Consider the following 24,436-nt stretch of genomic DNA (forward strand, 5'->3'; position numbering starts at 1 on the left):
CGTGTTGGCACGCCTTACAGACAGGACAATGACCAGCAATGCGGCGCCCTTCACAGAACGCGGCGCCAGCATATCGAGGTGCTCACCTTCCCGTAGTCTCGGCTTCGTGAACGCGAGCGCCGAGATCGATGACATCTTGCAGCGTGGAGCCGGCGGCGGGCGGATCACGCCCGAAGAGGCACTCCTGCTCTACACCGATGCGCCGTTCCACGCGTTGGGCGAGGCGGCGGACGCGGTGCGCCGGCGGCGGTACCCCGACGGCATCGTGACCTATCTGATCGACCGCAACATCAACTACACGAATGTCTGCGTGACGGCGTGCAAGTTCTGCGCCTTCTACCGCGCGCCCAAGCACGCCGAGGGCTGGACGCACCCGATGGAGGAGATCCTGCGGCGGTGCGGCGAGGCGGTCGAGCTCGGCGCCACGCAGGTCATGCTCCAGGGCGGCCATCACCCCGAGTACGGGGTGGAGTACTACGAGGAGCTGTTCTCCGGAGTCAAGCGGGCGTACCCGCAGCTCGCCATCCACTCGATCGGCCCCAGCGAGATCCTGCACATGGCCAAGGTCTCCGGGGTCTCCATCGAGGACGCGATCGTGCGGATAAAGGCCGCCGGCCTCGACTCGATCGCTGGCGCCGGCGCGGAGATGCTCCCGGACCGCCCGCGCAAGGCGATCGCGCCGCTGAAGGAGTCGGGCGCCCGTTGGCTGGAGGTCATGGAGGCCGCGCACCGCCTCGGTGTCCAGTCGACGGCGACGATGATGCTGGGCACCGGCGAGACAAACGCCGAGCGGATCGAGCATCTGGCGATGATCCGGGACGTGCAGGACCGCACCGGCGGATTCCGGGCGTTCATCCCGTGGACGTACCAGCCAGAGAACAACCACCTCAAAGGGCGCACGCAGGCCACGACGGTGGAGTACCTGCGGCTGATCGCGGTCGCGCGAATCTTCTTCCACAACGTGGCGCACCTTCAGGCCTCGTGGCTCACGACCGGCAAGGAGGCTGGGCAGCTATCGCTGCACATGGGGGTCGACGACCTCGGCTCGATCATGCTCGAGGAAAACGTGATCTCGTCGGCCGGCGCCCGCCACCGCTCCAACCTGCACGACCTGATCTGGATGATCCGGTCGGCGGGGCGGATTCCCGCCCAGCGCGACACCCTGTACCGCCATCTGGCCGTCCACCGCACGCCGGACGACGATCCACGCGACGACCGCGTGGTCTCACACTTCTCCTCCATCGCCCTGCCGGGCGGCGGCGCCGGTACGCGGATCGAGCTACCGCTGGTGGACAGCAAATAGTCAGCCGAACGGACGGATCTTCCACGCCCCGAGTGCCATTCCCACGGGATAAATCGCCGTCAAGGTGGATGAATTGGTGCTCAGGTTACGTTTGCATCACCCTCCGATAACAAACGAGGGCTCGCGCGAGATCGCGACCGGCCGTTAGTTTCCTCGCGTCCCCCGATGCCGTCCCGGTGGCCCCCGGACGGCATCCATTTGGGCGTCTCGACCGTGCGCCGGTCGTATACATAGAGCAGGTCCGCCGCGGGCGGGGTGGGAGACCGCCCCGCCCGCGGCGTTTTCGGTACCGGATGATGGGTCGGTGACCCGCGCAGACCTGGACAAGCAGCCGCACGAGATCGCCGCGATGTTCGACGGTGTGGCCCGGCGGTACGACCTGACCAACACGGTGCTCTCCTTCGGCCGTGACCGGGGCTGGCGGAGGGCGACCCGCGAGGCGCTCGACCTGGCGCCCGGGCAGCGGGTGCTCGATGTCGGCGCCGGCACCGGGACCTCCACGCAGGAGCTCGCCGCCTCTGGGGCGTACGCGGTGGGCCTGGACCTGTCGATCGGCATGCTTCAGGCCGGGCGCCGGGCGCGGCCGGGCGTGCCCCTGCTCGCCGGCGACGCGCTGCGGCTGCCGTTCCCGGACGCCGCCTTCGACGCGGTCACCATCTCCTTCGCGCTGCGCAACGTGGTCGAGCCGGCCGCCGCGCTGCGCGAGCTGGCCCGGGTCACCCGGCCCGGCGGGCGGCTTGTCGTGTGTGAGTTCAGCCACCCGACGGTGGTGCCGTTCCGGCAGGTTTACATGTCTTATCTGATGCGTTCGCTGCCCGTCGTGGCCCGCCGGGTCTCCAGCAACCCAGAGGCGTATGTCTATCTCGCCGAGTCGATCCGGGCGTGGCCGGACCAATCCGGGCTCTCGACGCTGATTGGCGAGTCGGGCTGGCAGGACGTGGCCTGGCGCAATCTGACCGGCGGAATCGTCGCGTTGCATCGCGCGACGCGCGATTAGAAAGCCCATAAATGGGGCATACCCCCGCTACTGTACGGGCGTGGCGGGGGACAGTGACGCGATTGAGGACATGCTCTCGCAAATGCGGCAATTGGCTGAGGGGCATCCAGAGGCCGCGGAGCGCCTCGCGGCCGATCTGACGGCGGCCTTGGGGCGTGCCGGAATGATCTTCGACGGCGAGTAGGTACGGGAGCGCGTGGCGGCCACGGCGGCCGATGAGACCGGCGCGGAGGGTATCGATGCCGGCGTACCCCTCGATCTCTCGGCCGAGCAGGGAAATTAGGGTTGCCTAACCAGTCGGCCCCCCGTGGACGGTTCTAGACTCCACACGGAAACGCTTGTGAAGCATTTCACGAGCGCCCCGGACGGAGGTGGAACCGTGACCGACGAAGCCGACGTGATTGTCGTGGGCGCCGGTCCGGGTGGTTCCACAACGGCTTACCACCTGGCCCAACACGGCTTGCGCGTGCTGCTGCTGGAAAAGACCGAGTTCCCTCGGGAGAAGGTCTGCGGCGACGGGTTGACCCCCCGTGCCGTCAAGCAGATCGTCAAGCTCGGCATCGACACCAGTCCCGAAGCGGGCTGGTTGCGCAACAAGGGCCTGCGGGTCATCGGCGGGGGCGTGCGCCTGGAGCTGGACTGGCCGGAGCTGGCCAGCTTCCCCGACTACGGCCTTGTCCGGACCCGGCTCGACTTCGACGACATGCTCGCCAAGCAGGCGGTCAAGGCCGGTGCGGTGCTGCACACCAAGGCCAACGTGACCGCCCCGGTGCTCGACGGCACCGGCCGCGCGGTGGGCGTGGTCGCCGAGATCGACGGCGAGGCGAAGGAGTTCCGCGCGCCGCTGACGATCGCCGCGGACGGCGTCTCTGGCCGCTTCCCACTCGCCATGGGCCTGGCCAAGCGCGAGGACCGGCCGATCGGTGTCGCGGTGCGGCGCTACTACCGCTCCCCGCTGCGGCACGAGGATGACTACCTCGAGTCCTGGCTGGAGCTGCGCAGCCGGGAGGCGGGCGACAATCTCCTGCCCGGCTACGGCTGGATCTTCGGGATGGGCGACGGCCGGGTCAACGTGGGCTTGGGCGTGCTCAACTCGTCGGCCGCGTTCGGCAAGACCAACTACCGGCGACTGCTGACCGACTGGCTCGGCAGCACCCCGCCGGACTGGGGCATGACCGACGAGGCCAACGCCGACGGCCCGATCCTCGGTGCCGCGCTGCCGATGGGCTTCAACCGGGTACCGCACTACACCCGGGGCGTGCTCCTCGTCGGCGACTCCGGCGGCATGGTCAACCCCTTCAACGGCGAAGGGATCGCGTACGCGATGGAGTCGGGCGAGCTCGCCGCGGAGGTCGCGGTGCAGGCGCTGGCCCGGCCGGCCGGACCGGCCCGGGAGCGTGCGCTCGCGGCGTATCCGGCCGAGCTCAAGGCGCGGTACGGCGGCTACTACCGGCTCGGCAACATCTTCGTGAAGCTGATCGGCAACCCTCAGATCATGAAGATCGCCACCCGGCACGGCATGCCGCATCCGACGTTGATGCGCTTCGTGCTCAAACTCTTGGCAAACCTGACCGATCCGCGCGGTGGAGACGCGATGGACCGGGTCATCAACGCCATGACCAGGGTGGCCCCCGCGGTGTGACCCCACACGCGGGTGAATAGTGTGAATCGATCGAAGTAGACGCAGGCCGGGAAGGACGAGCAGGGGAAAGAGGATGTCGCTCTCGTCGTACGTACCCATCATCGGGGTCTTCGCCCTCGCAGCGGCGTTCGCGGTCTTCTCCGTCGCGATCGCGCCGCTCATCGGCCCCCGCCGGTTCAACAAGGCCAAGCTCGCCGCCTACGAGTGCGGCATCGAGCCCTCGCCGGAGCCGGTCGGTGGCGGGCGGATTCCGATCAAGTTCTATCTGACCGCGATGCTCTTCATCGTGTTCGACATCGAGATCATCTTCCTGTTCCCGTGGGCCGTGTCCTTCGACGCGCTTGGCATGTTCGGGTTCGTGGAGATGCTGCTCTTCATTGGGACGGTCTTCATCGCGTACGCCTATGTTTGGCGGCGCGGGGGGCTGGACTGGGACTGAGGTCAACGCGCCATGGGAATCGAAGAGAAGCTGCCGAGCGGCATCCTGCTGACCAGCGTCGAAAAGCTGGTCAACTGGACCCGCAAGACCTCGACGTGGGGCGCCACCTTCGGGCTGGCGTGCTGCGCGATCGAGATGATGGCCGCCGGCGCCCCCCACTATGACCTGGGCCGCTGGGGCATGGAGGTCTTCCGTGCCTCGCCCCGCCAGGCCGACCTGATGATCGTCGCGGGCCGGGTGAGCCAGAAGATGGCTCCGGTGCTCCGCCAGATCTACGACCAGATGGCCGAGCCCCGCTGGGTGCTGTCGATGGGCGTCTGCGCGAGCAGCGGCGGAATGTTCAACAACTACGCGATCGTGCAGGGAGTCGACCACGTCGTGCCGGTCGACATGTACCTGCCGGGCTGCCCGCCGCGGCCGGAGATGCTGATCGACGCGATCCTCAAGCTGCGCGAGAAGATCATGCACGAGCCGCTCGGTGCCAACGGCCGCAAGATGCTCGAGGCCCGCAAGGCCCGTGGCGAGGTGCCGGTCGTGGCGCCGGGCTCGATGCCTTCGTCGTACCGCTCGGACAAGGCCAAGCGGGCCGAGTGGACGCAGGCCGTGCGCGAGGGACGCGAGGAGCAGCTCCGCATCGAGAAGTGGATGCAGGAGCAGAGGCACCTTCAGGGTGGAGGCCGCTGGTGACTAGAAACGGCGTCGAGCCGAACAAGCCGAGCGAGGAGCCGGGCGGCGGCGTGCCCGTTCAGGCGCCGCCGGTCGGTGCCACCGCCGGCGCGCCCGCCGAGTACCCGACGGCCAGCCCCGCCGGGCGTGGCATGTTCGGCATCCACGGCTCCGGCGACACCTCCGGCTTCGGCGGCCTTGTGCGCCGCCGCGTGCAGCCGGCCGGCACCCCCCAGCCGTACGGGAGCTACTTCGACGAGGTGTACGACGCGCTGACCGTGGCGTACCCGGGTATCGAGGACGCGATCGAGAAGGTCGTGGTCGACCGCGGCGAGCTGACCCTGCACATCAAGCCGGAGCAGATCGCCGAGGTCTGCCAGGTGATGCGCGACAGCGAGGGGCTCCGCTTCGAGCTCTGCTCCTCGGTGTCCGCTGTGGACTACCTGGGCGCCGACGACCGCCGCCTGCACGTGGTCTACCTGCTCACCTCGATGACCTACCGGCGCCGGGTGCGGCTGGAGGTGGCGGTCAGTGCGGAGCACCCGCGAGTGCCGAGCGTCACCCAGATCTACCCGACGGCCGACTGGCAGGAGCGGGAGACGTACGACTTCTTCGGCGTCATCTTCGAAGGCCACCCCAACCTCACCCGGATCCTGATGCCGGACGACTGGGAGGGCTTCCCGCAGCGTAAGGACTACCCGCTCGGCGGGGTGCCCGTGGAGTACAAGGGCGCCGAGATACCGCCGCCGGACAAGCGGAGGAGCTACCAATGACCACCACGCCTGGGTACGCGACCGAGCGCGAGACCACCGAGGGCAAGGTCTTCAACGTCACCGGCGGCGACTGGGACACCGTCGTCGGCGGTACCGACCCGATCCAGGACGAGCGGATCGTGGTCAACATGGGTCCGCAGCACCCGTCGACGCACGGTGTGCTCCGGCTGATCCTGGAGCTTGAGGGCGAGACCGTCCGCGAGGCCCGGGTGGTCGTCGGGTACCTGCACACCGGCATCGAGAAGAACCTCGAATTCCGCAACTGGGTGCAGGGTTCGACGTTCGTGACCCGGATGGACTACCTGTCGCCGATCTTCAACGAGACGGCGTACGCGCTGGCGGTGGAGAAGCTCCTCGGTATCGAGGACCAGATCACCGAGCGGGCCAACACGATCCGGGTGCTCATGATGGAGCTCAACCGGATCTCCTCGCACCTGGTCTGGCTCGCCACCACGGGCATGGAGCTCGGCGCGATCTCGATGATGCTCTACGGCTTCCGCGAGCGGGAGTACATCCTCGAGATCTTCGAGATGGTCAGCGGCCTGCGGATGAACATGGCGTACGTCCGGCCGGGCGGCGTCGCGCAGGATGTGCCGGACGAGGCGATCGTCAAGATCCGCGAGTTCCTGACGATGATGCCGAAGAAGCTCAAGGAGTACGAGGCGCTCCTGTCCGGCCAGCCGATCTGGCACCAGCGCACCAAGGACGTCGCCGTGCTCGACGTCACCGGCTGCCTGGCGCTTGGCGTGACCGGCCCGGTGCTCCGCTCCGCGGGCCTGCCGTGGGACCTGCGCAAGACAATGCCCTACTGCGGCTACGAGACGTACGAGTTCGACGTGCCGACCACGCCAACGGGTGACGTGTGGGGCCGCTACCTGGTCCGCATGGCCGAGATGCGCGAGTCGCTGAAGATCGTCGAGCAGGCGCTCGACCGGCTCAGGCCCGGCCCGATCATGGTGGCCGACAAGAAGATCGCCTGGCCGGCGCAGCTCGCCATCGGCGTCGACGGCATGGGCAACTCGCTGGAGCACGTCGCCAAGATCATGGGTCAGTCCATGGAGTCGCTGATCCACCACTTCAAGCTGGTGACCGAGGGCTTCCGGGTCCCGCCCGGCCAGGTGTACGTGGGCATCGAGTCGCCCCGCGGCGAGCTCGGCGTGCACGCGGTCTCCGACGGTGGTACCCGCCCCTACCGCGTGCACTACCGCGAGCCCAGCTTCATCAACCTCCAAGCGATCCCGGCCATGGCCGAGGGCGGCCTGATCGCCGACGTGATCGCCGGAGGCGCTTCTCTCGACCCTGTGATGGGTGGGTGTGACCGCTAGTGGGATTCAGTGACGCCACGCGCGAAAAGGCGCTGGAGATCATCGCGCGTTACCCGGCCGACCGGTCGCGGTCCGCGCTGCTGCCGCTGCTGCACCTCGTGCAGTCGGAGGAGGGCAACGTGTCCCCGGCCGGCGTGGAGTTCTGCGCCGAGATGCTGGGCATCACGAAGGCCCAGGTCGGCGCGGTGGCCACGTTCTACACGATGTACAAGCGCCGCCCGACCGGTGACTGGCTGGTCAGCGTCTGCACCAACACGATGTGCAACGTGCTCGGCGGTCAGGAGATCTACGACCGGCTGAGCGAGTACCTCGGCGTCGGGCACGACGAGACCACCGCCGACGGCAGCATCACCTTCGAGCACGCCGAGTGCCTGGCCGCGTGCGACTACGGCCCGGTGATGACGGTCAACTACGAGTTCTTCGACAAGGTCGACCCGGACACGGCCGTGCACGTCGTCGACCAGCTCCGCGCCGGGCAGCGGCCGCAGCCCACGCGCGGCGCCCGGCTCTGCACGCTCAAGGAGCTGTCGGTCCAGCTCGCCGGGTTTGCCGAGCCGCGCGAGGAGGCGATGGCAGACGGCCCCGCCGGCGCCCCCACGCTTCGCGGGGTCCGGCTCGCCCAGGAGCACGGCATCAGCGTCCCCGGCTTCGACCCGGAGACGCCCATCAAGTCCTCCCGGGGCGACGGCGCACCGGCGGCCCAGGCGGCCGGCGTTGCGGCGAACAAGCCGGCGAGCGACCTGAAGCCCGCCGGCGACACGGCGAAGCCGCAGGACCGGGCGCTCAAGGAGGCAAAATGACCACCCCTCGGCGGGAGACGCTGGAGAAGCTGACCCCGGTCCTCACCAAGCGCTGGCTCTCGCCTGAGGCCTGGCGGATCGACGTCTACGAGCAGCTCGACGGGTACGCGGCGCTGCGTAAGGCGATCGCCGCCCACCCCGACGACCTGATCCAGCTCATCAAGGACTCCGGCCTCCGCGGTCGCGGCGGCGCCGGCTTCCCGACCGGGCTGAAGTGGGGCTTCATCCCGCAGAACGACGGGAAGCCGCACTACCTCGTGGTCAACGCCGACGAGGGCGAGCCGGGGACCTGCAAGGACCTCCCGCTGATGACGCACGACCCGCACTCGCTGATCGAGGGCGTGATCATCGCGTCGTACGCGATCCGGGCCAACCGCGCGTTCATCTACATCCGCGGTGAGGCGGTGCACGCGGCCCGCCGGCTGCGCAACGCGGTTCAGGAGGCGTACGCCAAGGGGTACCTCGGTACCAACATCCTTGGCTCCGGCCACGACCTGGACGTCGTCGTCCACAGTGGTGCGGGCGCGTACATCTGCGGCGAGGAAACCGCGCTGCTGGACTCGCTGGAGGGCTTCCGCGGCCAGCCTCGGCTGCGCCCGCCGTTCCCGGCGACGCACGGCCTCTACGCCAGCCCCACGGTGGTCAACAACGTCGGCACGATCGCGAGCGTGCCGTACATCGTGCTCGGCGGCCCCGACTGGTGGAAGAGCATGGGCACGGAGAAGTCGTCCGGCCCGATGATCTACTCGCTCTCCGGCCGGATCGCCAACCCGGGCCAGTACGAGTGTGGGCTGGGCGTCACGCTGCGCGAGCTGATCGAGCTGGCCGGCGGCATGCTGCCCGGGCACAACCTGCGCTTCTGGACGCCGGGTGGCTCGTCCACGCCGCTGCTGACCGCGGACCACATCGACGTGCCGCTCGACTTCGAAGGCGTGGCGGCGGCCGGCTCGATCCTCGGCACCACGGCCACGCAGATCTTCTCTGACCAGGACTGCCCGGTGTACGCGACGTACAAGTGGCTGGAGTTCTACCACCACGAGTCGTGCGGCAAGTGCACTCCGTGCCGCGAGGGCAACTACTGGATGGTGGGCATCTACCGCCGGATCCTCTCCGGCGCCGGCACCCACCAGGACCTGGACACCCTGCTGGACACCTGCGACAACATCCTCGGCCGCTCGTTCTGCGGCCTCGGTGACGGCGCGACCAGCCCGGTGACCTCCTCGGTGCAGTACTTCAAGCAGGACTACCTGGACTACATCGAGGGCCGGAAAGCGCCGAGGCTCTCGGCGAAGCAGCTGGTGGGAGCGCACTAGATATGACCGACGTGGCCAAGAAGGCGGACACGGTAACGCTCACCATCGACGGCGTCGAGGTGACCGCGCCCAAGGGTGCGCTGCTCATCCGGGTCGCCGAGCAGATGGGTATCGAGATCCCGCGGTTCTGCGACCACCCGCTGCTCGCGCCCGCGGGCGCCTGCCGGCAGTGCCTGGTCGAGGTCGAGGGGCAGCGTAAGCCGGTCGCCTCCTGTACCCAGACCGTCGCCGACGGGATGGTGGTCAAGACGCAGCTCAGCTCCCCGGTCGCCAAGAAGGCACAGGCCGGGATCATGGAGCTGCTCCTGATCAACCACCCGCTCGACTGCCCGATGTGCGACAAGGGCGGCGAGTGCCCGCTGCAAAACCAGGCGATGTCGACCGGCCGCTCGGAGTCCCGCTTCCACGAGCACAAGCGCGAGTACCAGAAGCCGATCAACATCTCCAGCCAGGTGCTCCTCGACCGCGAGCGGTGCGTGCTGTGCCAGCGCTGCACCCGCTTCTCGGAGGAGATCGCCGGCGACAAGTTCATCGACCTGATGGACCGCTCGTCCGGTGAGCAGATCAACGTCTACCGGGACGACTTCTTCGGTGGCGAGGGCACGGGCGACGGCGCGGTCGGCGACGGCGAGGGCGACACCCCGTTCAACTCCTACTTCTCCGGCAACACCGTGCAGATCTGCCCGGTGGGCGCGCTCACCGGCGCCCAGTACCGCTTCCGGGCCCGCCCGTTCGACCTGGTCTCCACGCCGAGCGTCTGCGAGCACTGCTCGGCCGGCTGCGCCCAGCGCACCGACCACCGCCGCGGCAAGGTCATGCGGCGGCTGGCCGGCGACGACCCGCAGGTGAACGAGGAGTGGAACTGCGACAAGGGGCGCTGGGGCTTCCAGTACGCCACCGCGTTCGACCGCATCACCAACCCGATGGTCCGCGACGCGAAGACCGGCGAGCTGCGTGAGGCGCCGTGGTCGGAGGCGCTCGCGGTCGCGGCGGAAGGGCTGCGCAAGGCCCGGGACGGCGCGCACGGCATCGGCGTGCTGACCGGTGGCCGGCTGACGGTCGAGGACGCGTACGCGTACGCGAAGTTCGCCCGGGTTGCCCTCCGTAGCAACGACATCGACTTCCGGGCCCGCCCGATCTCCACCGAGGAGACGGCCTTCCTGGCCTCCACGGTGGTCGGCGGCACCGACGTGACCTACGCCGACGTGGACAAGGCGCCGGTGGTCGTCATCGTCGGGCTGGAGCCGGAGGAGGAGTGCCCGATCCTCTTCCTGCGGCTGCGCAAGGCGTACCAGAAGAGCCGCACCCGCGTGCTGGCGCTCGCCCCGTTCGCGACCCGCGGCTTCGAGAAGCTCGGCGCCTCGGTCGCGCTCGTCGCGCCGGGCGAGGAGGCTCAGGCGCTGGCCGAGGACGAGTCGATCGAGAAGGCGCTGCGGGTCGAGGGCGCGATCCTCATCATCGGCGAGCGGCTCGCGACCGTCCCAGGTGGACTGTCCGCGGCCGCCGCGCTCGCCGACCGTACCGGCGCCAAGCTGGCCTGGGTGCCGCGGCGCGCGGGCGACCGGGGCGCGGTCGACGCGGGCTGCCTGCCCAACCTGCTGCCCGGTGGGCGGTCGGTGACCGACGCGGCGGCCCGCGCGGAGCTGGCCGGCGCCTGGGAGCTGGAGGCCGGGGTCATCCCCAGCCAGGTCGGCAAGGACACCAACGCGATCCTGGCGGCCGCCGCCGGGAGCCGGATGGGCGCGCTTGTCGTGGCCGGCGTCGACCCGGCCGACATGGCCGACCCGAGGCTGGCGGAGCAGGCCCTCGACACGGTGCCGTTCCTGGTCAGCCTGGAGGTGCGGCGCAGCGCGGTCAGCCGCCGTGCCGACGTGGTCTTCCCGGTCGCGCCGGTGGTCGAAAAGGCCGGCAGCTTCGTCGACTGGGAGGGGCGCCTGCGCACGTTCGAGGCGGTGCTCTCCACCCCCGCGATGAACGACGCGCGCGTGCTCGACGCGCTCGCCGCCCAGCTCGGCGTGACGCTCAACACCGGCCAGGTCAACCTGATCCGCCGCGAGCTCGGCTCGCTGCCGGCGACCCGGTCGGCGCGGGTGGACGCCCCGGTGACCGCGCCGCAGCCGCAGCCCACGCTCGGCGCGGGCGAGGCGGTGCTGGCGACCTGGCACCACCTGATCGACCTGGGCAGCCTGACCGACGGCGACGAGTACCTCGGCGGTACCTCCCGCCCGCCGGTCGTGCGGCTGGCCAAGGGCGCGGCTGAGGCGCTCGGCGTCGTCGACGGTGACCCGGTCACGGTGGGCACCGACCGTGGCGCGATCACGCTGGCGGCGGCGATCACCGACATGCCGGACGGCGTCGTCTGGCTGCCGACGAACTCACCCGGTTCGACCGTCCGGCGGGCGCTCGGCGTCACGTCCGGTGCGGTGGTACGGCTTTCGAAGGGGACACACTAATGTTTGTCGCCCAGGATCCGACACTCCAGGATTTCGGCCACGACCCGTGGTGGCTGATCCTCATCAAGGTTGTCGCCGTCTTCGCCTTCGGCATGCTCTGCACGGTGCTCGGCGTGTGGTTCGAGCGGCGAGTGGTGGCGCGCATGGCGGTGCGGCCGGGCCTCAACCAGGCCGGGCCCCTCGGTCTGCTCCAGACGCTCGCCGACGGCCTCAAGGGCGCGTTCAAGGAAGACATCATGCCGCGTACCGCGGACAAGGTGGTCTTCTTCTTCGCGCCCACGGTCGCGGTGATCTGCGCGATGACCTCCCTCTCGGTCATCCCGTTCGGGCCGATGGTGAGCATCTTCGGCCACCACACGCCGTTGCAGGTGACCGACGTACCGGTGGCGGTCCTGCTGATCCTCGCCTGCTCCGGCATGGCGGTGTACGGCATCGTGCTCGGCGGCTGGGCCTCCGGCTCGACGTACCCGCTGCTCGGCGGTCTGCGGTCGAGCGCCCAGATGATCTCGTACGAGGTCTCGATGGGCCTATCGGTGGTCGCGGTCTTCATGCTCGCCGGCACGATGTCGACGAGCCAGATCGTGGCGTCGCAGGCCAGCGGCCGGGATTTCCACATCCTCGGGGCCACCATCAGCGCCCCGGGCTGGTACGCGATCCTGCTCGCGCCGAGCTTCATCATCTTCTTCATCGCGATCGTCGGTGAGACGAACCGAGCGCCGTTCGACCTCCCCGAGGCCGAGTCGGAGCTTGTCGCCGGCTACATGACGGAGTACTCGTCGCTGAAGTTCCTGCTCTTCATGCTCTCCGAGTACGTCGCGATGGTGGCGATGTCGGCGGCGACGGCGACGCTCTTCCTCGGCGGCTGGCGAGCGCCGGCGCCGATCACCACGTTCTGGGCCGGGGCCAACTCCGGCTGGTGGCCCTTGCTGTGGTTCTTCATCAAGGTCGTGCTGCTGGTCTTCGTCTTCGTGTGGCTGCGGGCGACGCTGCCCCGGCTCCGGTACGACCAGTTCATGCGGCTCGGCTGGCGGGTGCTGCTGCCGATCAACCTGGTCTGGATCCTGTCGCTGGCCGCCCTCAAGGTGTCCCAGGACCCGGAGACGGGCGACGGCAAGTACGTGATCCTCGGCGGGTTCCTGGTCGGCATCGTTCTGCTCGCGCTGCTCTGGCCGAGCGGCAAGCGGGCGCCGGACAAGTCACTCGAGGATCAGATCAAGTCCCGTCCAGCGGGGAGCTTCCCGATCCCGCCGATGGACCTCCAGGTACCGCCGAGCCCTCGCGCCCGCCGCGCGGTGGCCGAGCGCGAGCCAGCGAACGTCGGCGCGGGCTCCGGCGGAGACCTTGTGGATAAGGAGAGTTAGATGAGCGCCATTGGAGCGTTCAAGGGGTTCGGGGTCACCTTCGCGCACATGTTCCGCAAGACGGTGACCACGGCGTACCCGTTCGAGACGCCGGTTTCCGCCCCGCGCTACCACGGGCGGCACATCCTCAACCGGCACCCGGACGGCCTGGAGAAGTGCATCGGCTGCGAGCTGTGCGCCTGGGCGTGTCCCGCCGACGCGATCTACGTCGAGGGCGGCGACAACACCGAGGAGCAGCGGTACTCGCCGGGCGAGCGGTACGCGAGCGTGTACCAGATCAACTACGCCCGCTGCATCTTCTGTGGACTGTGCATCGAGGCCTGCCCGACCCGTTCGCTGACCATGAGCAACGAGTACGAGCTGGCCCGGGACAGCCGCAAGGATCTGATCTTCACGAAGGAGCAGTTGCTCGCGCCGCTGCTGCCGGGCATGGATCAGCCACCGCACCCGATGTACCTCGGCGACACCGAGAAGGACTACTACATCGGGGCCCTGACCAACCCGGGCACCTCGGCGGGTGCCGAGCGGGCGCCATGGTCGGAGCAGCGCACTTCGGACGGCTCGGGCACCGCGGGGGGTGAAGCGTGACCAGCATCGCGGCGGCCGGCGCCATGTCCAGCGGCGAGGCCGTCACCTTCTGGATCCTTGCGGTGTTCGCCCTGTTCGGCGCGCTGGGCATGGTCCTGTCCCGCAACGCGATCCACTCCGCGCTGTGGCTGGTGCTGACAATGCTCTGCCTCGGTGTGTTCTACGTGCTGCAGTCGGCGCCGTTCATCGGCTTGGCGCAGATCATCGTGTACACCGGCGCGATCATGATGCTCTTCCTCTTCGTGCTGATGCTTGTCGGCCGGGACGCGTCCGACTCGCTGATAGAGACGTTGCGCGGCCAGCGGCTCGCGGCGGTCGCGCTCGGCATCGGCTTCGCCGCGCTGGTGGGCACCGGCCTCTACCGGGCGCTGCGGGAGACTCCGGCGGCCGGCCTCGACCAGGCGAACGCGGGCGGAAACGTGCAGGGCATCGCGGCGCTGCTGTTCACCAAGTACGTCTTCGCGTTCGAGGTCACATCCGCGCTGCTGATCACGGCGGCGTTGGGCGCGATGGTCCTGGCGCATATCGAGCGGCGCCGCGGCGAAAAGCGCACCCAGCCGGAGATGATGCGGGCGCGCTTCGCCCCGGGCAACTACCCGGCCCGAAGCCCGGACCTGGCGTGTACGCCACGTCCGACTCGGTCGCCACCCCTGGCCGCCTGCCGGATGGCACGCTGACCGAGCGGAGCATCTCCCAGATCCTGCCCGCCCGCGAGCTGACTCCCGCCGAGTCGGCGCCGAAGGGTACCGAGAAATGAATGCAACCAACCCCGAGTGGTACCTGATCCTCGCCGCGGTGCTTTTCACCATCGGCGCGGTCGGGGTGCTGATCCGGCGCAACGCGATCGTGCTGTTCATGTGCATCGAGCTGATGCTCAACGCGGCCAACCTCGCGCTGGTGACCTTCAGCCGGATCAACGGCAACCTCGACGGCCAGATCATGGCGTTCTTCGTCATGGTGGTGGCCGCGGCCGAGGTCGTGGTCGGGCTCGCGATCATCATGTCGATCTTCCGGACCCGGCGGTCGGCAAGCGTCGACGAAGCCAACCTGTTGAAGTACTGAGGCGGATATGCACGAGACCGTGGAATACGCGGCCGCGGATGGTTTCCTGTCCACCGTCTGGCTGTTGGTGGCCATCCCGCTCGCGAGTGCGGCGATCCTCCTGCTGCTGGGCAAGCGGGCCGACAAATGGGGGCACTGGCTAGGCGTCGGCAGCATCGCCGTCTCCTTCGTGCTGGGCCTGGCCTACTTCTTCCAGCTACGTGGCCTGGACAACAAGTCCGTCGAGCTGACGCTCTTCGACTACATCCAGGTCGGCTCGCTGCACGTGGACTTCGGGCTGCTCTTCGACCCGCTGTCCGCGGTGTTCGTGCTCCTGATCACCGGCGTCGGCTCCCTGATCCACCTGTACGCGGTGGGGTACATGGACCACGACCCGGGGCGGCGCAAGTTCTTCGCGTACTTCAACCTCTTCGCCGCCGCGATGTTGCTGCTGGTACTCGGCAACAACTTCGTGATGCTGTACTTCGGCTGGGAGGGCGTGGGTCTCGCGTCGTACCTGCTCATCGCGTTCTGGTACGAGCGACCGGCGGCGGCTACGGCGGGCAAGAAGGCGTTCCTGATGAACCGGGTCGGCGACGCCGGCTTCGCGATCGCCATCTTCCTGATGTTCCAGCAGCTCGGCAGCGTCAACTACGCGGACGTCTTCAACGGCGTCGGCTCCCTCTCCTCCGGCGTGGTGCTGGTGATGGGGCTGCTGCTCCTGCTCGGCGCGACAGGTAAGTCCGGCCAGTTCCCACTCCAGGCATGGTTGCCGGACGCGATGGAGGGCCCGACCCCGGTCTCCGCGCTCATCCACGCCGCGACGATGGTCACCGCCGGCGTCTACCTGATCGCCCGGTCCAACCCGATCTTCTCGGCGAACCTCACGCTCCAGACGGTCGTGGTCAGCGTCGGCGCGCTCACGCTGCTGATCGGCGCCATCATCGGCTGCGCCAAGGACGACATCAAGCGGGTGCTGGCCTGGTCGACGGTCTCCCAGATCGGGTACATGTTCCTCGGCGTCGGCCTCGGCGGCGGCGCGTACGCCCTGGCGATCATCCACCTGCTGGCCCACGGCTTCTTCAAGGCCGGCCTCTTCCTCGGCGCCGGCTCGGTCATGCACGGGATGAACGACCAGACCGACATCCGGCGCTTCGGCGGGCTGTGGCGGTACATGCGGGTCACCTGGGCCACGTTCGGCCTCGCGTGGCTCGCCATCATCGGTATCCCACCGCTGTCCGGGTACTTCACCAAGGAGCCGATCATCGCGGCGGCCTTCGAGCGGGACGGCTGGACCGCCTGGCTCTTCGGCATGGCCGCGCTGCTCGGCGCGGCGATCACCGCGTTCTACATGACCCGCCTGTTCGTGCTGACGTTCCACGGGCCAAAGCGGTGGACCGAGGACATCGAGCATCCGCACGAGTCGCCGGCCATCATGACGGCGCCGCTGGTGCTGCTGGCGGTCGGCTCGGTCGCGGCGGGCTGGCTGATGTCGACGAGCGTTGTCGACTGGCTGACCCCGGTGCTCGGCGACCACTCCGGCGAAGAGGCGCACGGCGTGATCTCACACGGTCTGATCACCGCACTGTCCATCGTGGTCACCGTGCTCGGCGCAGGCCTGGGATACGCCCTGTACCGCGGCGGTACGGCCATGCAGGAGCAGCCGGCCGGCCCGATCGTGACGGCGGCGCGGCGCAACCTCTACGCGGACGCGTTCAACGAGGCGGTCTTCGAAAAGCCCGGCATCTTCCTCACCCGGGCACTTGTCTTCCTCGACAACCGCGGCATCGACGGGCTCGTCAACGGGCTCGCCGCGGCGGTCGGGGGCGGGTCGAGTCGGCTCCGCCGGCTACAGACCGGTTTCGTGCGGTCCTACGCGATGTCCATGCTCACCGGTGCGCTGCTGGTCGTGGCCGCGTTCCTTGCTCTCCAGCTGGGATGGTTGGCGTGAGTGACTTTCCGTTCCTGTCCATCCTGACCGGAGCGCCGCTGGTCGGTGCGCTGGTGGTGGCGTTCCTACCGCGCGCCAAGCCAGAGCTCGCCAAGCGGGTCGCGCTGATCTGGTCGATCGCGGTCGCGGCGCTCGCCGTCGTGATGTGGATCGCCTACGACGCCAATGGCGCGCGCTTCCAGTTCCGCGAGTCCTACACCTGGATCCCGGCCTGGGATGCGCGCTTCACCTTCGCGGTCGACGGCATCGCGCTGGTGATGTTGCTGCTGATCGCGGTGCTCGTACCGCTGGTGATCCTGGCCTCGTGGCACGACGCGGACAACACCCGCCGGAGCGTGCCGGTCTACTTCGCGCTGCTGCTCGCTCTGGAAAGCACGATGATCGGCGTCTTCGCGGCCGCCGACGTGTTCCTGTTCTACGTGTTCTTCGAGATCATGCTGGTCCCGATGTACTTCCTCATCGGTTCGTACGGCGGGCACCAGCGCCAGTACGCCGCGGTGAAGTTCTTCCTCTACTCCCTCGTCGGCGGCCTCTTCATGCTGGCCGCGGTGATCGGGCTGTGGGCGCTGGGCGGCAAGACCTTCGACTGGCAGAACCTGCTGTCGGCCGACTTCACCACGAACACCGAGCGGTGGCTGTTCCTCGGCTTCTTCGTGGCGTTCGCGATCAAGGCACCGTTCTTCCCGTTCCACACGTGGCTGCCGGACGCCGGTGGTGCCGCGCCCGCCGGATCGGCCGCGCTGCTCGTCGGCGTGCTCGACAAGGTGGGCACCTTCGGCATCCTGCGGTACTGCCTGCCGCTCTTCCCGGAGGCGTCCCGCTGGTTCGCGCCGTACGCGCTGGCGCTCGGACTGATCGGCATCATCTACGCGGCCCTCTTGGCGGTCGGTCAGAACGACCTCAAGCGGCTCGTGTCGTACACGTCGATCGCCCACTTCGGCTTCATCGGTATCGGCATCTTCGCGTTCACCACGCAGGCTGGTACCGGTGCGGTCCTCTACATGGTCAACCACGGCCTCGCCACCGGGCTGCTCTTCCTCGTGGTGGGCATGTTCGTGGCCCGCCGCGGCTCCGCGCTGGTGAGCGACTTCGGCGGCGCCGGCAAGCTCGTGCCGCTGCTGGCCGGCGTGCTCTTCTTCGCCGGTCTCGCCTCGCTCGCGCTGCCCGGCACGGCGCCGTTCGTCTCCGAGTTCCTGGTGCTGCTGGGCACGTTCACGGTCAACAAGACGGTCGCGGTGATCGCCACCGCCGGCATCATCCTGGCCGCCGCGTACGTGCTGTGGATGGTGCAGCGCACCACGCAGGGCACGCTCAACCCGGCCCTTACCGCAGTGGAAGGCATGCGGCGCGACCTGACCATCCGGGAGAAGGTCGTGGTCGCCCCGTTGATCCTGCTCATCCTGCTGCTCGGCTTCTACCCCAAGCCGGTCACCGACGTCATCAATCCCGCCGTCCAGGCGACGATGCAGGACGTCGACAAGACTGATCCCGCGCCCGCCGTTCAGGAGGCATCGCGCTGATGCAAGATCTCCAGCTTCCGCCGATCGACTACGGCGCCGTCGCGCCGATGCTGATCCTGTTCGGCGTCGCCTGCCTGGGCGTGTTCTTCGAGGCTGTACTGCCCCGGGCGGCCCGCCGATCGACCCAGCTCGTGCTGGCGCTGCTCGGCCTCGTGGCCGCGTTCGTCGTCGTGGTCCTGGAGTCGGACACCCGCATCCTCACCGCTGGCGGCGCCGTGGCCATCGACGGCCCGACGCTCTTCCTCCAGGGCTCGATCATCCTGCTTGGGCTGATGGCGCTGCTGCTGGTCGGCGATCGCTCGCTGGAGCAGGGCGGTGCGTTCGTGGCCCAGGCGGCGATTACGGTCGGCTCGGACGCCGACCGCCGCCAGGCCACGCGTTCGCAGGGCGCCACCGAGATCTACCCGCTGGCCATCTTCGCGATCGCCGGCATGCTGCTCTTCGTCGCCGCGAACGACTTGCTGACCATGTTCGTGGCGCTGGAGGTCTTCTCGCTGCCGCTGTACCTGCTGTGCGCGCTCGCCCGCCGGCGGCGCCTGCTCAGCCAGGAGGCCGCGCTGAAGTACTTCCTGCTCGGCGCCTACGCCTCGGCGTTCTTCCTCTTCGGCGTCGCGCTGGTGTATGGCTTTGCCGGCAGCGTGCAGTTCGGCTCGATCCACGACGCTGTGCGCGAGTCCACGCAGAGCACGGTCCTGCTGTACGGCGGTATCGCGCTGGTCGCGATCGGCCTGCTCTTCAAGGCGGCCGCGGCGCCGTTCCACGTGTGGACGCCGGACGTGTACCAGGGTGCCCCGACGCCGATCACCGGTCTGATGGCGGCCTGCACCAAGGTCGCCGCGTTCGGCGCGCTGCTCCGCGTGCTGTACGTCGCCTTCGACGGGGCCGCCTGGGACTACACGCCGGTGCTCGGCGTCATCGCGGTACTCACGATGCTTGTCGGCGCGGTCCTGGCCGTGACGCAGACCGACATCAAGCGGCTGCTCGCCTACTCCTCAATCGCCAACGCCGGCTACGTGCTGGTGGGCGTGCTGGCACTGTCGAAGGACGGCCTGTCGAGCTCGATGTTCTACCTCGTCGCGTACGGCTTCACCGTGATCGCCGCCTTCGCGGTGGTCACGCTGGTGCGGGACGCCGACGGGGAGGCCACCCACCTGTCCCGCTGGGCCGGGCTGGGCCGCCGCTCGCCGCTCTTCGCCGGCCTCTTCACGTTCATCCTCCTGGCGTTCGCGGGCATCCCGCTGACCAGCGGCTTCATCGCGAAGTTCGCGGTCTTCGGGGCGGCCCTCGAATCCGGCGAGGCTTGGCTGGTCATCTTCGGCGTGATCACGAGCATGCTGCTCGCGTTCCCGTACCTGCGCGTTGTGGTCATGATGTGGCTCTCCGAGCCCGGCGAGAGCACCCCTGCGGTTTCGGTGCCCGGTGGCCTCACCGCCGCCGCCCTCATGATCGGCGTGGTGGCCACGCTGGTGCTCGGCGTTGCCCCGGCGCCACTGCTCGACCTGACGACGAGCGCGGCCGAATTCGTGCGCTAGCGGACCAATTCGGCCGCTAGCACGGTGTGAGGTAGGTCCTGTAGCGCTCCCTGCCACACCGCCCGTTTGGGCGGTGTGGCATCGTGGGTGGCGTGGGCGGGGCGCAGGGTACGGGCGGATTAACCTCGATCGGGCTCGATTTTTTCGATCCCGCTCTTGAGGCTGGGGTGCGGCAGACGCTTGCCGAGGTCGAGCAGGAGCTGAGGGTCGGCATCAAAAGCGCGGACCCCTTCGTAACCGAGGCGGCGCGCCATCTCGTCGATGCCGGCGGCAAGCGGTTCCGCCCGCTGCTCGTGGCGTTGAGTGCCCACTTCGGTGACCCGCGTTCTCCTCTCGTGGTGCCGGCCGCGGTGGTTATGGAGCTCACCCACCTGGCGACGCTCTACCACGACGACGTGATGGACGAGGCGCCCGTGCGGCGCGGCGCCCCAGTGCCAACTCCCGGTGGACCAACTCGGTCGCCATCCTGGTCGGTGACTACCTCTTCGCCCGGGCCGCGGACATCGCCGCCGGGCTGGGCACCGAGGCCGTCCGGCTCCAGGCGCGTACGTTCGCCCGACTGGTGCACGGCCAGATCGCCGAGACGGTCGGCCCGCGCGACCAGGACCCGGTCGCCCACTACCTCGGGGTCATCGCGGAGAAGACCGGTTCGCTGATCTCGACGTCCGTCCGCTTCGGCGGCATGTTCGGCGGCGCGACGCCTGAGCACATCGAGGCCCTTGGCGGGTATGGCGAGACGATCGGCGTGGCCTTCCAGCTCTCCGACGATTTGCTCGACATCGCGTCCGACTCGGCCCAGTCCGGCAAGACGCCCGGCACCGACCTGCGCGAGGGCGTGCCCACGCTCCCGGTGCTGTATGCCCTGTCCTCCGACGACGCCGATGCCGCGTCGACCCGCCTCCACGAGATCCTCTCGGCTGGCCCGGTCACCGACGACGCGCTGCACGCCGAGGCGCTGGGCCTGCTGCGCGAGTCGCCGGCTCTGAAGCGGGCCCGGGAGACCGTGCGGATGTACGCGGAGGACGCGCGTTCGCGGCTGGCCCCGCTGCCGGACGGTGCGCCGAAGCAGGCGCTGGAGTCCTTGTGCGACTTCATCGCCGACCGCACCAACTAGCCTGACGCCGGCTCGTCATACCGCCTGGCGGCCTCCGCGGGCGCACGCCGTCGCGCGGCGACGCATCAAGGCGTAAGACATTCATATGGTGCAGATCACTCTTCGCTGTCACACAACGACGCATCTGCTGTCTTCGATGGGGTTTGTGTCGTCCCCGTAACCGGTGTCCGGCGGGTCGTGGGGCGGAGTATCCAGCCGCCCGTTCGCGCCCGATCACTGAAGTGGTACGGGCGTGATCACAGGTCTGGCCGGCTCCTGGCTGGAGAATGACATACGCCCGAACGGGCATGTGTCGAACGTTGGCGAGCGGAAAATTCCATCTGCAAAACATGAAGATCGAATGTGGACATAAGCCTCCGAAAAACGGGGTAAACCAACGCAACGTGGCGCCCTGCCCACCGTCGGTCGCCGTACATCCGATGGCTTCGATCCGAACGGGCATTTCGTTATCGGGCGGATTTTCATATGGTGTAAGTCCCCGGCCGGCGGAGGTGGTTGTGCGCGACCCCTTGGCGGAACCTTCGGATCTGATCCGTAGCGTCTCGCGTGCGCTGCGTGTCCTGGAGGCAGTCGGCAGGGCGCCCCGAGGCCTGACGGTCAAACAGATCGCGCGGCGCTGCGAGCTGACTGTGGCCACGACGTACCACCTCGTCCGCACGCTGGCCTACGAGGGCTACGTGATCCGACGCGAGGACGGTACGTACATCGTGGGTCTTGAGGTGGCCGACCGCTACCGCGAGCTCGTGGCCGCGTTCCGCGGGCCGGCGTCGGTTGGCGAGTCGCTGCGGCGGGCCGCGATGGAGACCGGCTACAGCCACTACGTGGGCCGGTTCGTGGGCGGCCGGGTGGCGATCACCGCAGCGGCGGACGGGCCCCGCTCGCCGTACCTGGAGGATCTCGTCCCCGGCTTCGACGACGGCGCCCACGCGACGGCGCTGGGAAAGGCCCTGTTGTCCACGCTGACGCCCGATCAGCGCTTCCGGTACCTCAAGGAGTGGGGCATGCGTTCGTTCACCGCGCAGACCCTCACCGCGCCGGAGGCGTTCGAGGCCGACCTGGCGGCGGGAGACCGGCGCGGGATGCAGCTGGAGATGGGGCAGTACCGGCAGGGCGTCGGCTGTGCGGCCGTGCTCGTCAGCACGGACAAGGACATGGAACGGCGCGTGGTGCTGGCCTGCGCGATGCCGGCGGCTGAGCTGATGACGACGGCCCGGGTGGTGCGCAACCGCCTCGTGACGGTGGCCAAGGAGCTCGCCGAGGCGATGGCAGCCGACGCCTAGCTCTCCTCACCCAGGCCGGGCAGAAGGGCCTGTACAGACGGGAAGGGGCGCCCCCGCCGACACGCGGGGGCGCCCCTTTTACGAAGAGCCTGTCAGCTGCCGACGGGCTTGCCGTCGAGCCGCCAGGTCACGACCACGCCCGGCTTGGCGTAGTCACCGTCAGGCCACGTCGAGGCCGGGGCTTCGACCGAGGCGCCGCTGATCTCGCCGGGGTGCTGCACCGCGACGAAGACGGACTTGTTGTCCCCGGTGATGAACGGGCCGCAGGTCTCGGCGCCGAACGGCACGGTGAGGAACTGCTTGAGGTGACCGCGCTCCGGGCCCTCGATCGCCGTGGCGAAGAGGCCGTCGTTCGTGCCCAGCGCGTTGCCGTCCGTGGAGATCCACAGGTTGCCGGCGCCGTCGAAGGCCACGTTGTCCGGGCAGGAGATCGGCGAGACCTTGGTCTTGTCGTACCCGGCGAAGTACGTGGCCGGGTCGGCCGGGTCGCCGCAGACGATCGGCACCGACCAGGTGAAGGTCTCACCCGCGTGGTCGCCGCCGTCCTCGGTCAGCTCGAGGATGTGCCCGTGCCGGTTGGCCGTACGCGGGTTGGCCTCGTCCGCCTTGGGGTTGGTGCCAGTGCCCCGGTTGGTGTTGTTGGTCAGCGCCACGTAGATCTTGCCGTTGACCGGGTTCGGCTCGACGTCCTCGGGGCGGTCCATCTTGGTCGCACCCACGGCGTCGCCGGCGAGGCGGGTGAACGTGAGCACCTCGGCCGCGGTCATCCCCGGCACGAACGACTTGTCGCCGCGCACCAGCGGGATCCACCGGCCGGTGCCGTTGAAGGCGCCGTCGGTGGGGAGCTTGCCCGAGCCGTCGATCTCGCTGGCGCTCGTGTAGTCGAGCTTCGCCACGTACAGCGTGCCGGACTCCAGCAGCGTCAGGTTGTGCTCGCGGGCCTGCCACGAGCTACCCGGCTTGAACTTCTTGTCCGTCACGAACTTGTACAGGTAGTCGAAGCGCTCGTCGTCGCCCATGTACGCCGTGACGTAACCGCTCTTGCCCACGATGACGTTGGCGCCCTCGTGCTTGAAGCGGCCCATCGCAGTGTGCTTGCGCGGCTTGGCGTCCGGGTCGAACGGGTCGAGCTCGACGATCCAGCCGAAGCGGTTGGCCTCGTTGGGGTTCTTGGCGAGGTCGAAGCGCTCGTCGGCACGGTCCCACTTGCGGCTGTCAGCCGCGTAGCGGGCGGTGGTGCTGATGCCGTAACGGGCCAGCTTCGGCTTGTCCGCCTCCGGCACACCGTCGCCGCCGACGAAGTACTGGTTGAAGTTTTCCTCGCCGCTGAGGATCGTGCCCCACGGGGTGACGCCACCGGCGCAGTTGTTGAGCGTGCCGATGACGGTCTTGCCGCGCGGGTCGGCGGCGGTCTTCAGGAACGCCGAGCCGGCGACCGGGCCGGTGAAGTCGAACCGGGTGGCCAGCGCCGTGATCCGCCGGTTGTACTTGCGGGCGCCGCGGCTGACCGGCTTCCACTGGCCGGACTCGCCAACCCGCTCAAGCTCCACGACCGAGAGGCCGTGCGCGGCGATCGCGATCCGGAGCTGCTCCACCGAGAGCGCGTCCAGGCTCGTGAAGCCGGGGAACATCAGGTTTTCGTTCGTGTACTCGTGGTTGACCACCAGCAGGGCGCGCTCGCCGTGCTTGTCGAGCGGCAGCACCGCGACGAAGTCGTTGTTGTAACCGAACTGCTTCGACTGCGCGTACGCCGACTGACGGTCCAGCCGGAACGCGGGCGCGTCGGGCTCCACCGGGTCGCCCCACTTGATGACGACCGAGTGGTCGTACCCATTCGGCACCACGAAGTTGTCGAGCTTGTTCGGCGGGATGGTGCTGAACGTGAGCGCGCGGGCTGCGCTCCCACCGCGGGCCGCGGTGGCGCCCAGGTCCGGTGCCGCACCGCTGCCACCCGGCGCGGCCAGCGCCGGGACCGCGGTGGCCGCACCCGCACCGGCGAAGCCGAGCACGATGGCGCCGACGGCACCGGCGCGCACGACACCGCGGCGGGTGACCTCGGCCTGCACGACATCGCCGAAGTACGGGTTCTCCGACTCGTTCGGCACCGGGTGGTCACACGCGTTGCCACAGCGGTACATACAGGTCATCGCGCTACGTCCGGAATGGTTTTGACCAAGAATCGGAAGCAGACGCGGTCGCTCGCTCATGAAGAAGAGCCTCCTCGCTGGTTGTTGCGTGCTCGGGAGGGCCGCGCCGACCTCTGGCCGCGGTCGAGAGCACGCCTGCCGGACGCTAAGAGCAGCCCATGAGCGCTGCTCAGCTCCGGTATGAACGGCAG

19 protein-coding genes and 2 pseudogenes are annotated in these 24,436 nt (G+C 68.8%); 20 read left to right on the forward strand and 1 reads right to left on the reverse strand.

Going from position 1 to position 24,436, the window contains the following annotated elements; all coding sequences use genetic code 11:
• Nucleotides 1-106: 106 nt before the first annotated feature.
• The 20 genes and pseudogenes from mqnC (at nucleotide 107) to Pflav_RS35285 (ending at nucleotide 22,098) form a co-directional block, all read left to right on the forward strand.
• A complete protein-coding gene (mqnC, locus tag Pflav_RS35190; protein WP_173041023.1) occupies nucleotides 107-1,303 on the forward strand; it encodes a cyclic dehypoxanthinyl futalosine synthase in 1,197 nt (398 codons plus the stop codon).
• A 304-nt stretch (nucleotides 1,304-1,607) separates the two neighbouring features.
• Nucleotides 1,608-2,300, forward strand: a complete 693-nt coding sequence (locus Pflav_RS35195; RefSeq protein WP_173041024.1) for a demethylmenaquinone methyltransferase — start codon at nucleotides 1,608-1,610, stop codon at nucleotides 2,298-2,300.
• A 40-nt stretch (nucleotides 2,301-2,340) separates the two neighbouring features.
• On the forward strand, nucleotides 2,341-2,484 hold the full coding sequence (locus Pflav_RS35200; RefSeq protein ID WP_173041025.1) for a hypothetical protein: 144 nt from the start codon (nucleotides 2,341-2,343) through the stop codon (nucleotides 2,482-2,484).
• A gap of 195 nt (nucleotides 2,485-2,679) precedes the next feature.
• Entirely contained in the window at nucleotides 2,680-3,942 is a 1,263-nt protein-coding gene (locus Pflav_RS35205) for a geranylgeranyl reductase family protein (RefSeq protein WP_173041026.1), read from the forward strand.
• Nucleotides 3,943-4,015: 73 nt separating this feature from the next.
• Nucleotides 4,016-4,381 carry an NADH-quinone oxidoreductase subunit A gene (locus Pflav_RS35210; protein ID WP_173041027.1) on the forward strand — a complete coding sequence of 122 codons (366 nt, stop codon included), beginning with the start codon at nucleotides 4,016-4,018 and terminating at the stop codon, nucleotides 4,379-4,381.
• 12 nt (nucleotides 4,382-4,393) lie between these two features.
• Nucleotides 4,394-5,068 carry a NuoB/complex I 20 kDa subunit family protein gene (locus tag Pflav_RS35215; protein WP_173041028.1) on the forward strand — a complete coding sequence of 225 codons (675 nt, stop codon included), beginning with the start codon at nucleotides 4,394-4,396 and terminating at the stop codon, nucleotides 5,066-5,068.
• Nucleotides 5,065-5,820: an NADH-quinone oxidoreductase subunit C gene (locus Pflav_RS35220; protein WP_173041029.1), complete on the forward strand. Its 756-nt coding sequence runs from the start codon at nucleotides 5,065-5,067 to the stop codon at nucleotides 5,818-5,820. The genes Pflav_RS35215 and Pflav_RS35220 overlap by 4 nt, the downstream gene beginning before the upstream one ends.
• The gene (locus Pflav_RS35225) at nucleotides 5,817-7,145 is read left to right on the forward strand and encodes an NADH-quinone oxidoreductase subunit D (protein WP_173041030.1); all 1,329 of its coding nucleotides are present in this window, start codon (nucleotides 5,817-5,819) and stop codon (nucleotides 7,143-7,145) included. Before Pflav_RS35220 ends, Pflav_RS35225 begins: the two co-directional genes overlap by 4 nt.
• Entirely contained in the window at nucleotides 7,145-7,945 is an 801-nt protein-coding gene (gene nuoE / locus Pflav_RS35230; RefSeq protein ID WP_173041031.1) for an NADH-quinone oxidoreductase subunit NuoE, read from the forward strand. The genes Pflav_RS35225 and nuoE overlap by 1 nt, the downstream gene beginning before the upstream one ends.
• On the forward strand, nucleotides 7,942-9,258 hold the full coding sequence (gene nuoF / locus Pflav_RS35235) for an NADH-quinone oxidoreductase subunit NuoF (protein WP_173041032.1): 1,317 nt from the start codon (nucleotides 7,942-7,944) through the stop codon (nucleotides 9,256-9,258). Before nuoE ends, nuoF begins: the two co-directional genes overlap by 4 nt.
• A gap of 2 nt (nucleotides 9,259-9,260) precedes the next feature.
• Nucleotides 9,261-11,711 carry an NADH-quinone oxidoreductase subunit G gene (locus tag Pflav_RS35240; RefSeq protein WP_173041033.1) on the forward strand — a complete coding sequence of 817 codons (2,451 nt, stop codon included), beginning with the start codon at nucleotides 9,261-9,263 and terminating at the stop codon, nucleotides 11,709-11,711.
• Nucleotides 11,711-13,072, forward strand: a complete 1,362-nt coding sequence (gene nuoH / locus Pflav_RS35245; protein WP_173041034.1) for an NADH-quinone oxidoreductase subunit NuoH — start codon at nucleotides 11,711-11,713, stop codon at nucleotides 13,070-13,072. The genes Pflav_RS35240 and nuoH overlap by 1 nt, the downstream gene beginning before the upstream one ends.
• Nucleotides 13,073-13,660: an NADH-quinone oxidoreductase subunit NuoI gene (gene nuoI / locus Pflav_RS35250; RefSeq protein WP_173041035.1), complete on the forward strand. Its 588-nt coding sequence runs from the start codon at nucleotides 13,073-13,075 to the stop codon at nucleotides 13,658-13,660.
• A 23-nt stretch (nucleotides 13,661-13,683) separates the two neighbouring features.
• Nucleotides 13,684-14,417, forward strand: a pseudogene (locus tag Pflav_RS35255) (NADH-quinone oxidoreductase subunit J).
• Nucleotides 14,414-14,722 (forward strand): NADH-quinone oxidoreductase subunit NuoK, encoded by a 309-nt coding sequence (nuoK, locus tag Pflav_RS35260; RefSeq protein WP_173041036.1) that lies wholly within the window; start codon nucleotides 14,414-14,416, stop codon nucleotides 14,720-14,722. The pseudogene Pflav_RS35255 and the gene nuoK overlap by 4 nt, the downstream one beginning before the upstream one ends.
• Before the next feature lie 7 nt (nucleotides 14,723-14,729).
• On the forward strand, nucleotides 14,730-16,652 hold the full coding sequence (gene nuoL, locus Pflav_RS35265; RefSeq protein WP_173041037.1) for an NADH-quinone oxidoreductase subunit L: 1,923 nt from the start codon (nucleotides 14,730-14,732) through the stop codon (nucleotides 16,650-16,652).
• Nucleotides 16,649-18,172 (forward strand): NADH-quinone oxidoreductase subunit M, encoded by a 1,524-nt coding sequence (locus Pflav_RS35270; protein WP_173041038.1) that lies wholly within the window; start codon nucleotides 16,649-16,651, stop codon nucleotides 18,170-18,172. The genes nuoL and Pflav_RS35270 overlap by 4 nt, the downstream gene beginning before the upstream one ends.
• Complete coding sequence (gene nuoN / locus Pflav_RS35275; RefSeq protein WP_173041039.1) at nucleotides 18,172-19,704, forward strand: NADH-quinone oxidoreductase subunit NuoN; 1,533 nt, start codon at nucleotides 18,172-18,174, stop codon at nucleotides 19,702-19,704. Before Pflav_RS35270 ends, nuoN begins: the two co-directional genes overlap by 1 nt.
• Nucleotides 19,705-19,832: 128 nt before the next feature.
• A pseudogene (locus Pflav_RS35280) lies at nucleotides 19,833-20,818 on the forward strand (polyprenyl synthetase family protein).
• Between the two features lie 497 nt (nucleotides 20,819-21,315).
• On the forward strand, nucleotides 21,316-22,098 hold the full coding sequence (locus Pflav_RS35285; protein ID WP_173041040.1) for an IclR family transcriptional regulator: 783 nt from the start codon (nucleotides 21,316-21,318) through the stop codon (nucleotides 22,096-22,098).
• A gap of 92 nt (nucleotides 22,099-22,190) precedes the next feature.
• On the opposite strand, the gene Pflav_RS35290 is transcribed toward Pflav_RS35285, so the two are convergent.
• Nucleotides 22,191-24,305: a PhoX family protein gene (locus Pflav_RS35290; protein ID WP_173041041.1), complete on the reverse strand. Its 2,115-nt coding sequence runs from the start codon at nucleotides 24,303-24,305 to the stop codon at nucleotides 22,191-22,193.
• Nucleotides 24,306-24,436 lie beyond the last annotated feature (131 nt).

It is taken from the genome of Phytohabitans flavus, assembly GCF_011764545.1.
Taxonomy (GTDB): domain Bacteria; phylum Actinomycetota; class Actinomycetes; order Mycobacteriales; family Micromonosporaceae; genus Phytohabitans; species Phytohabitans flavus.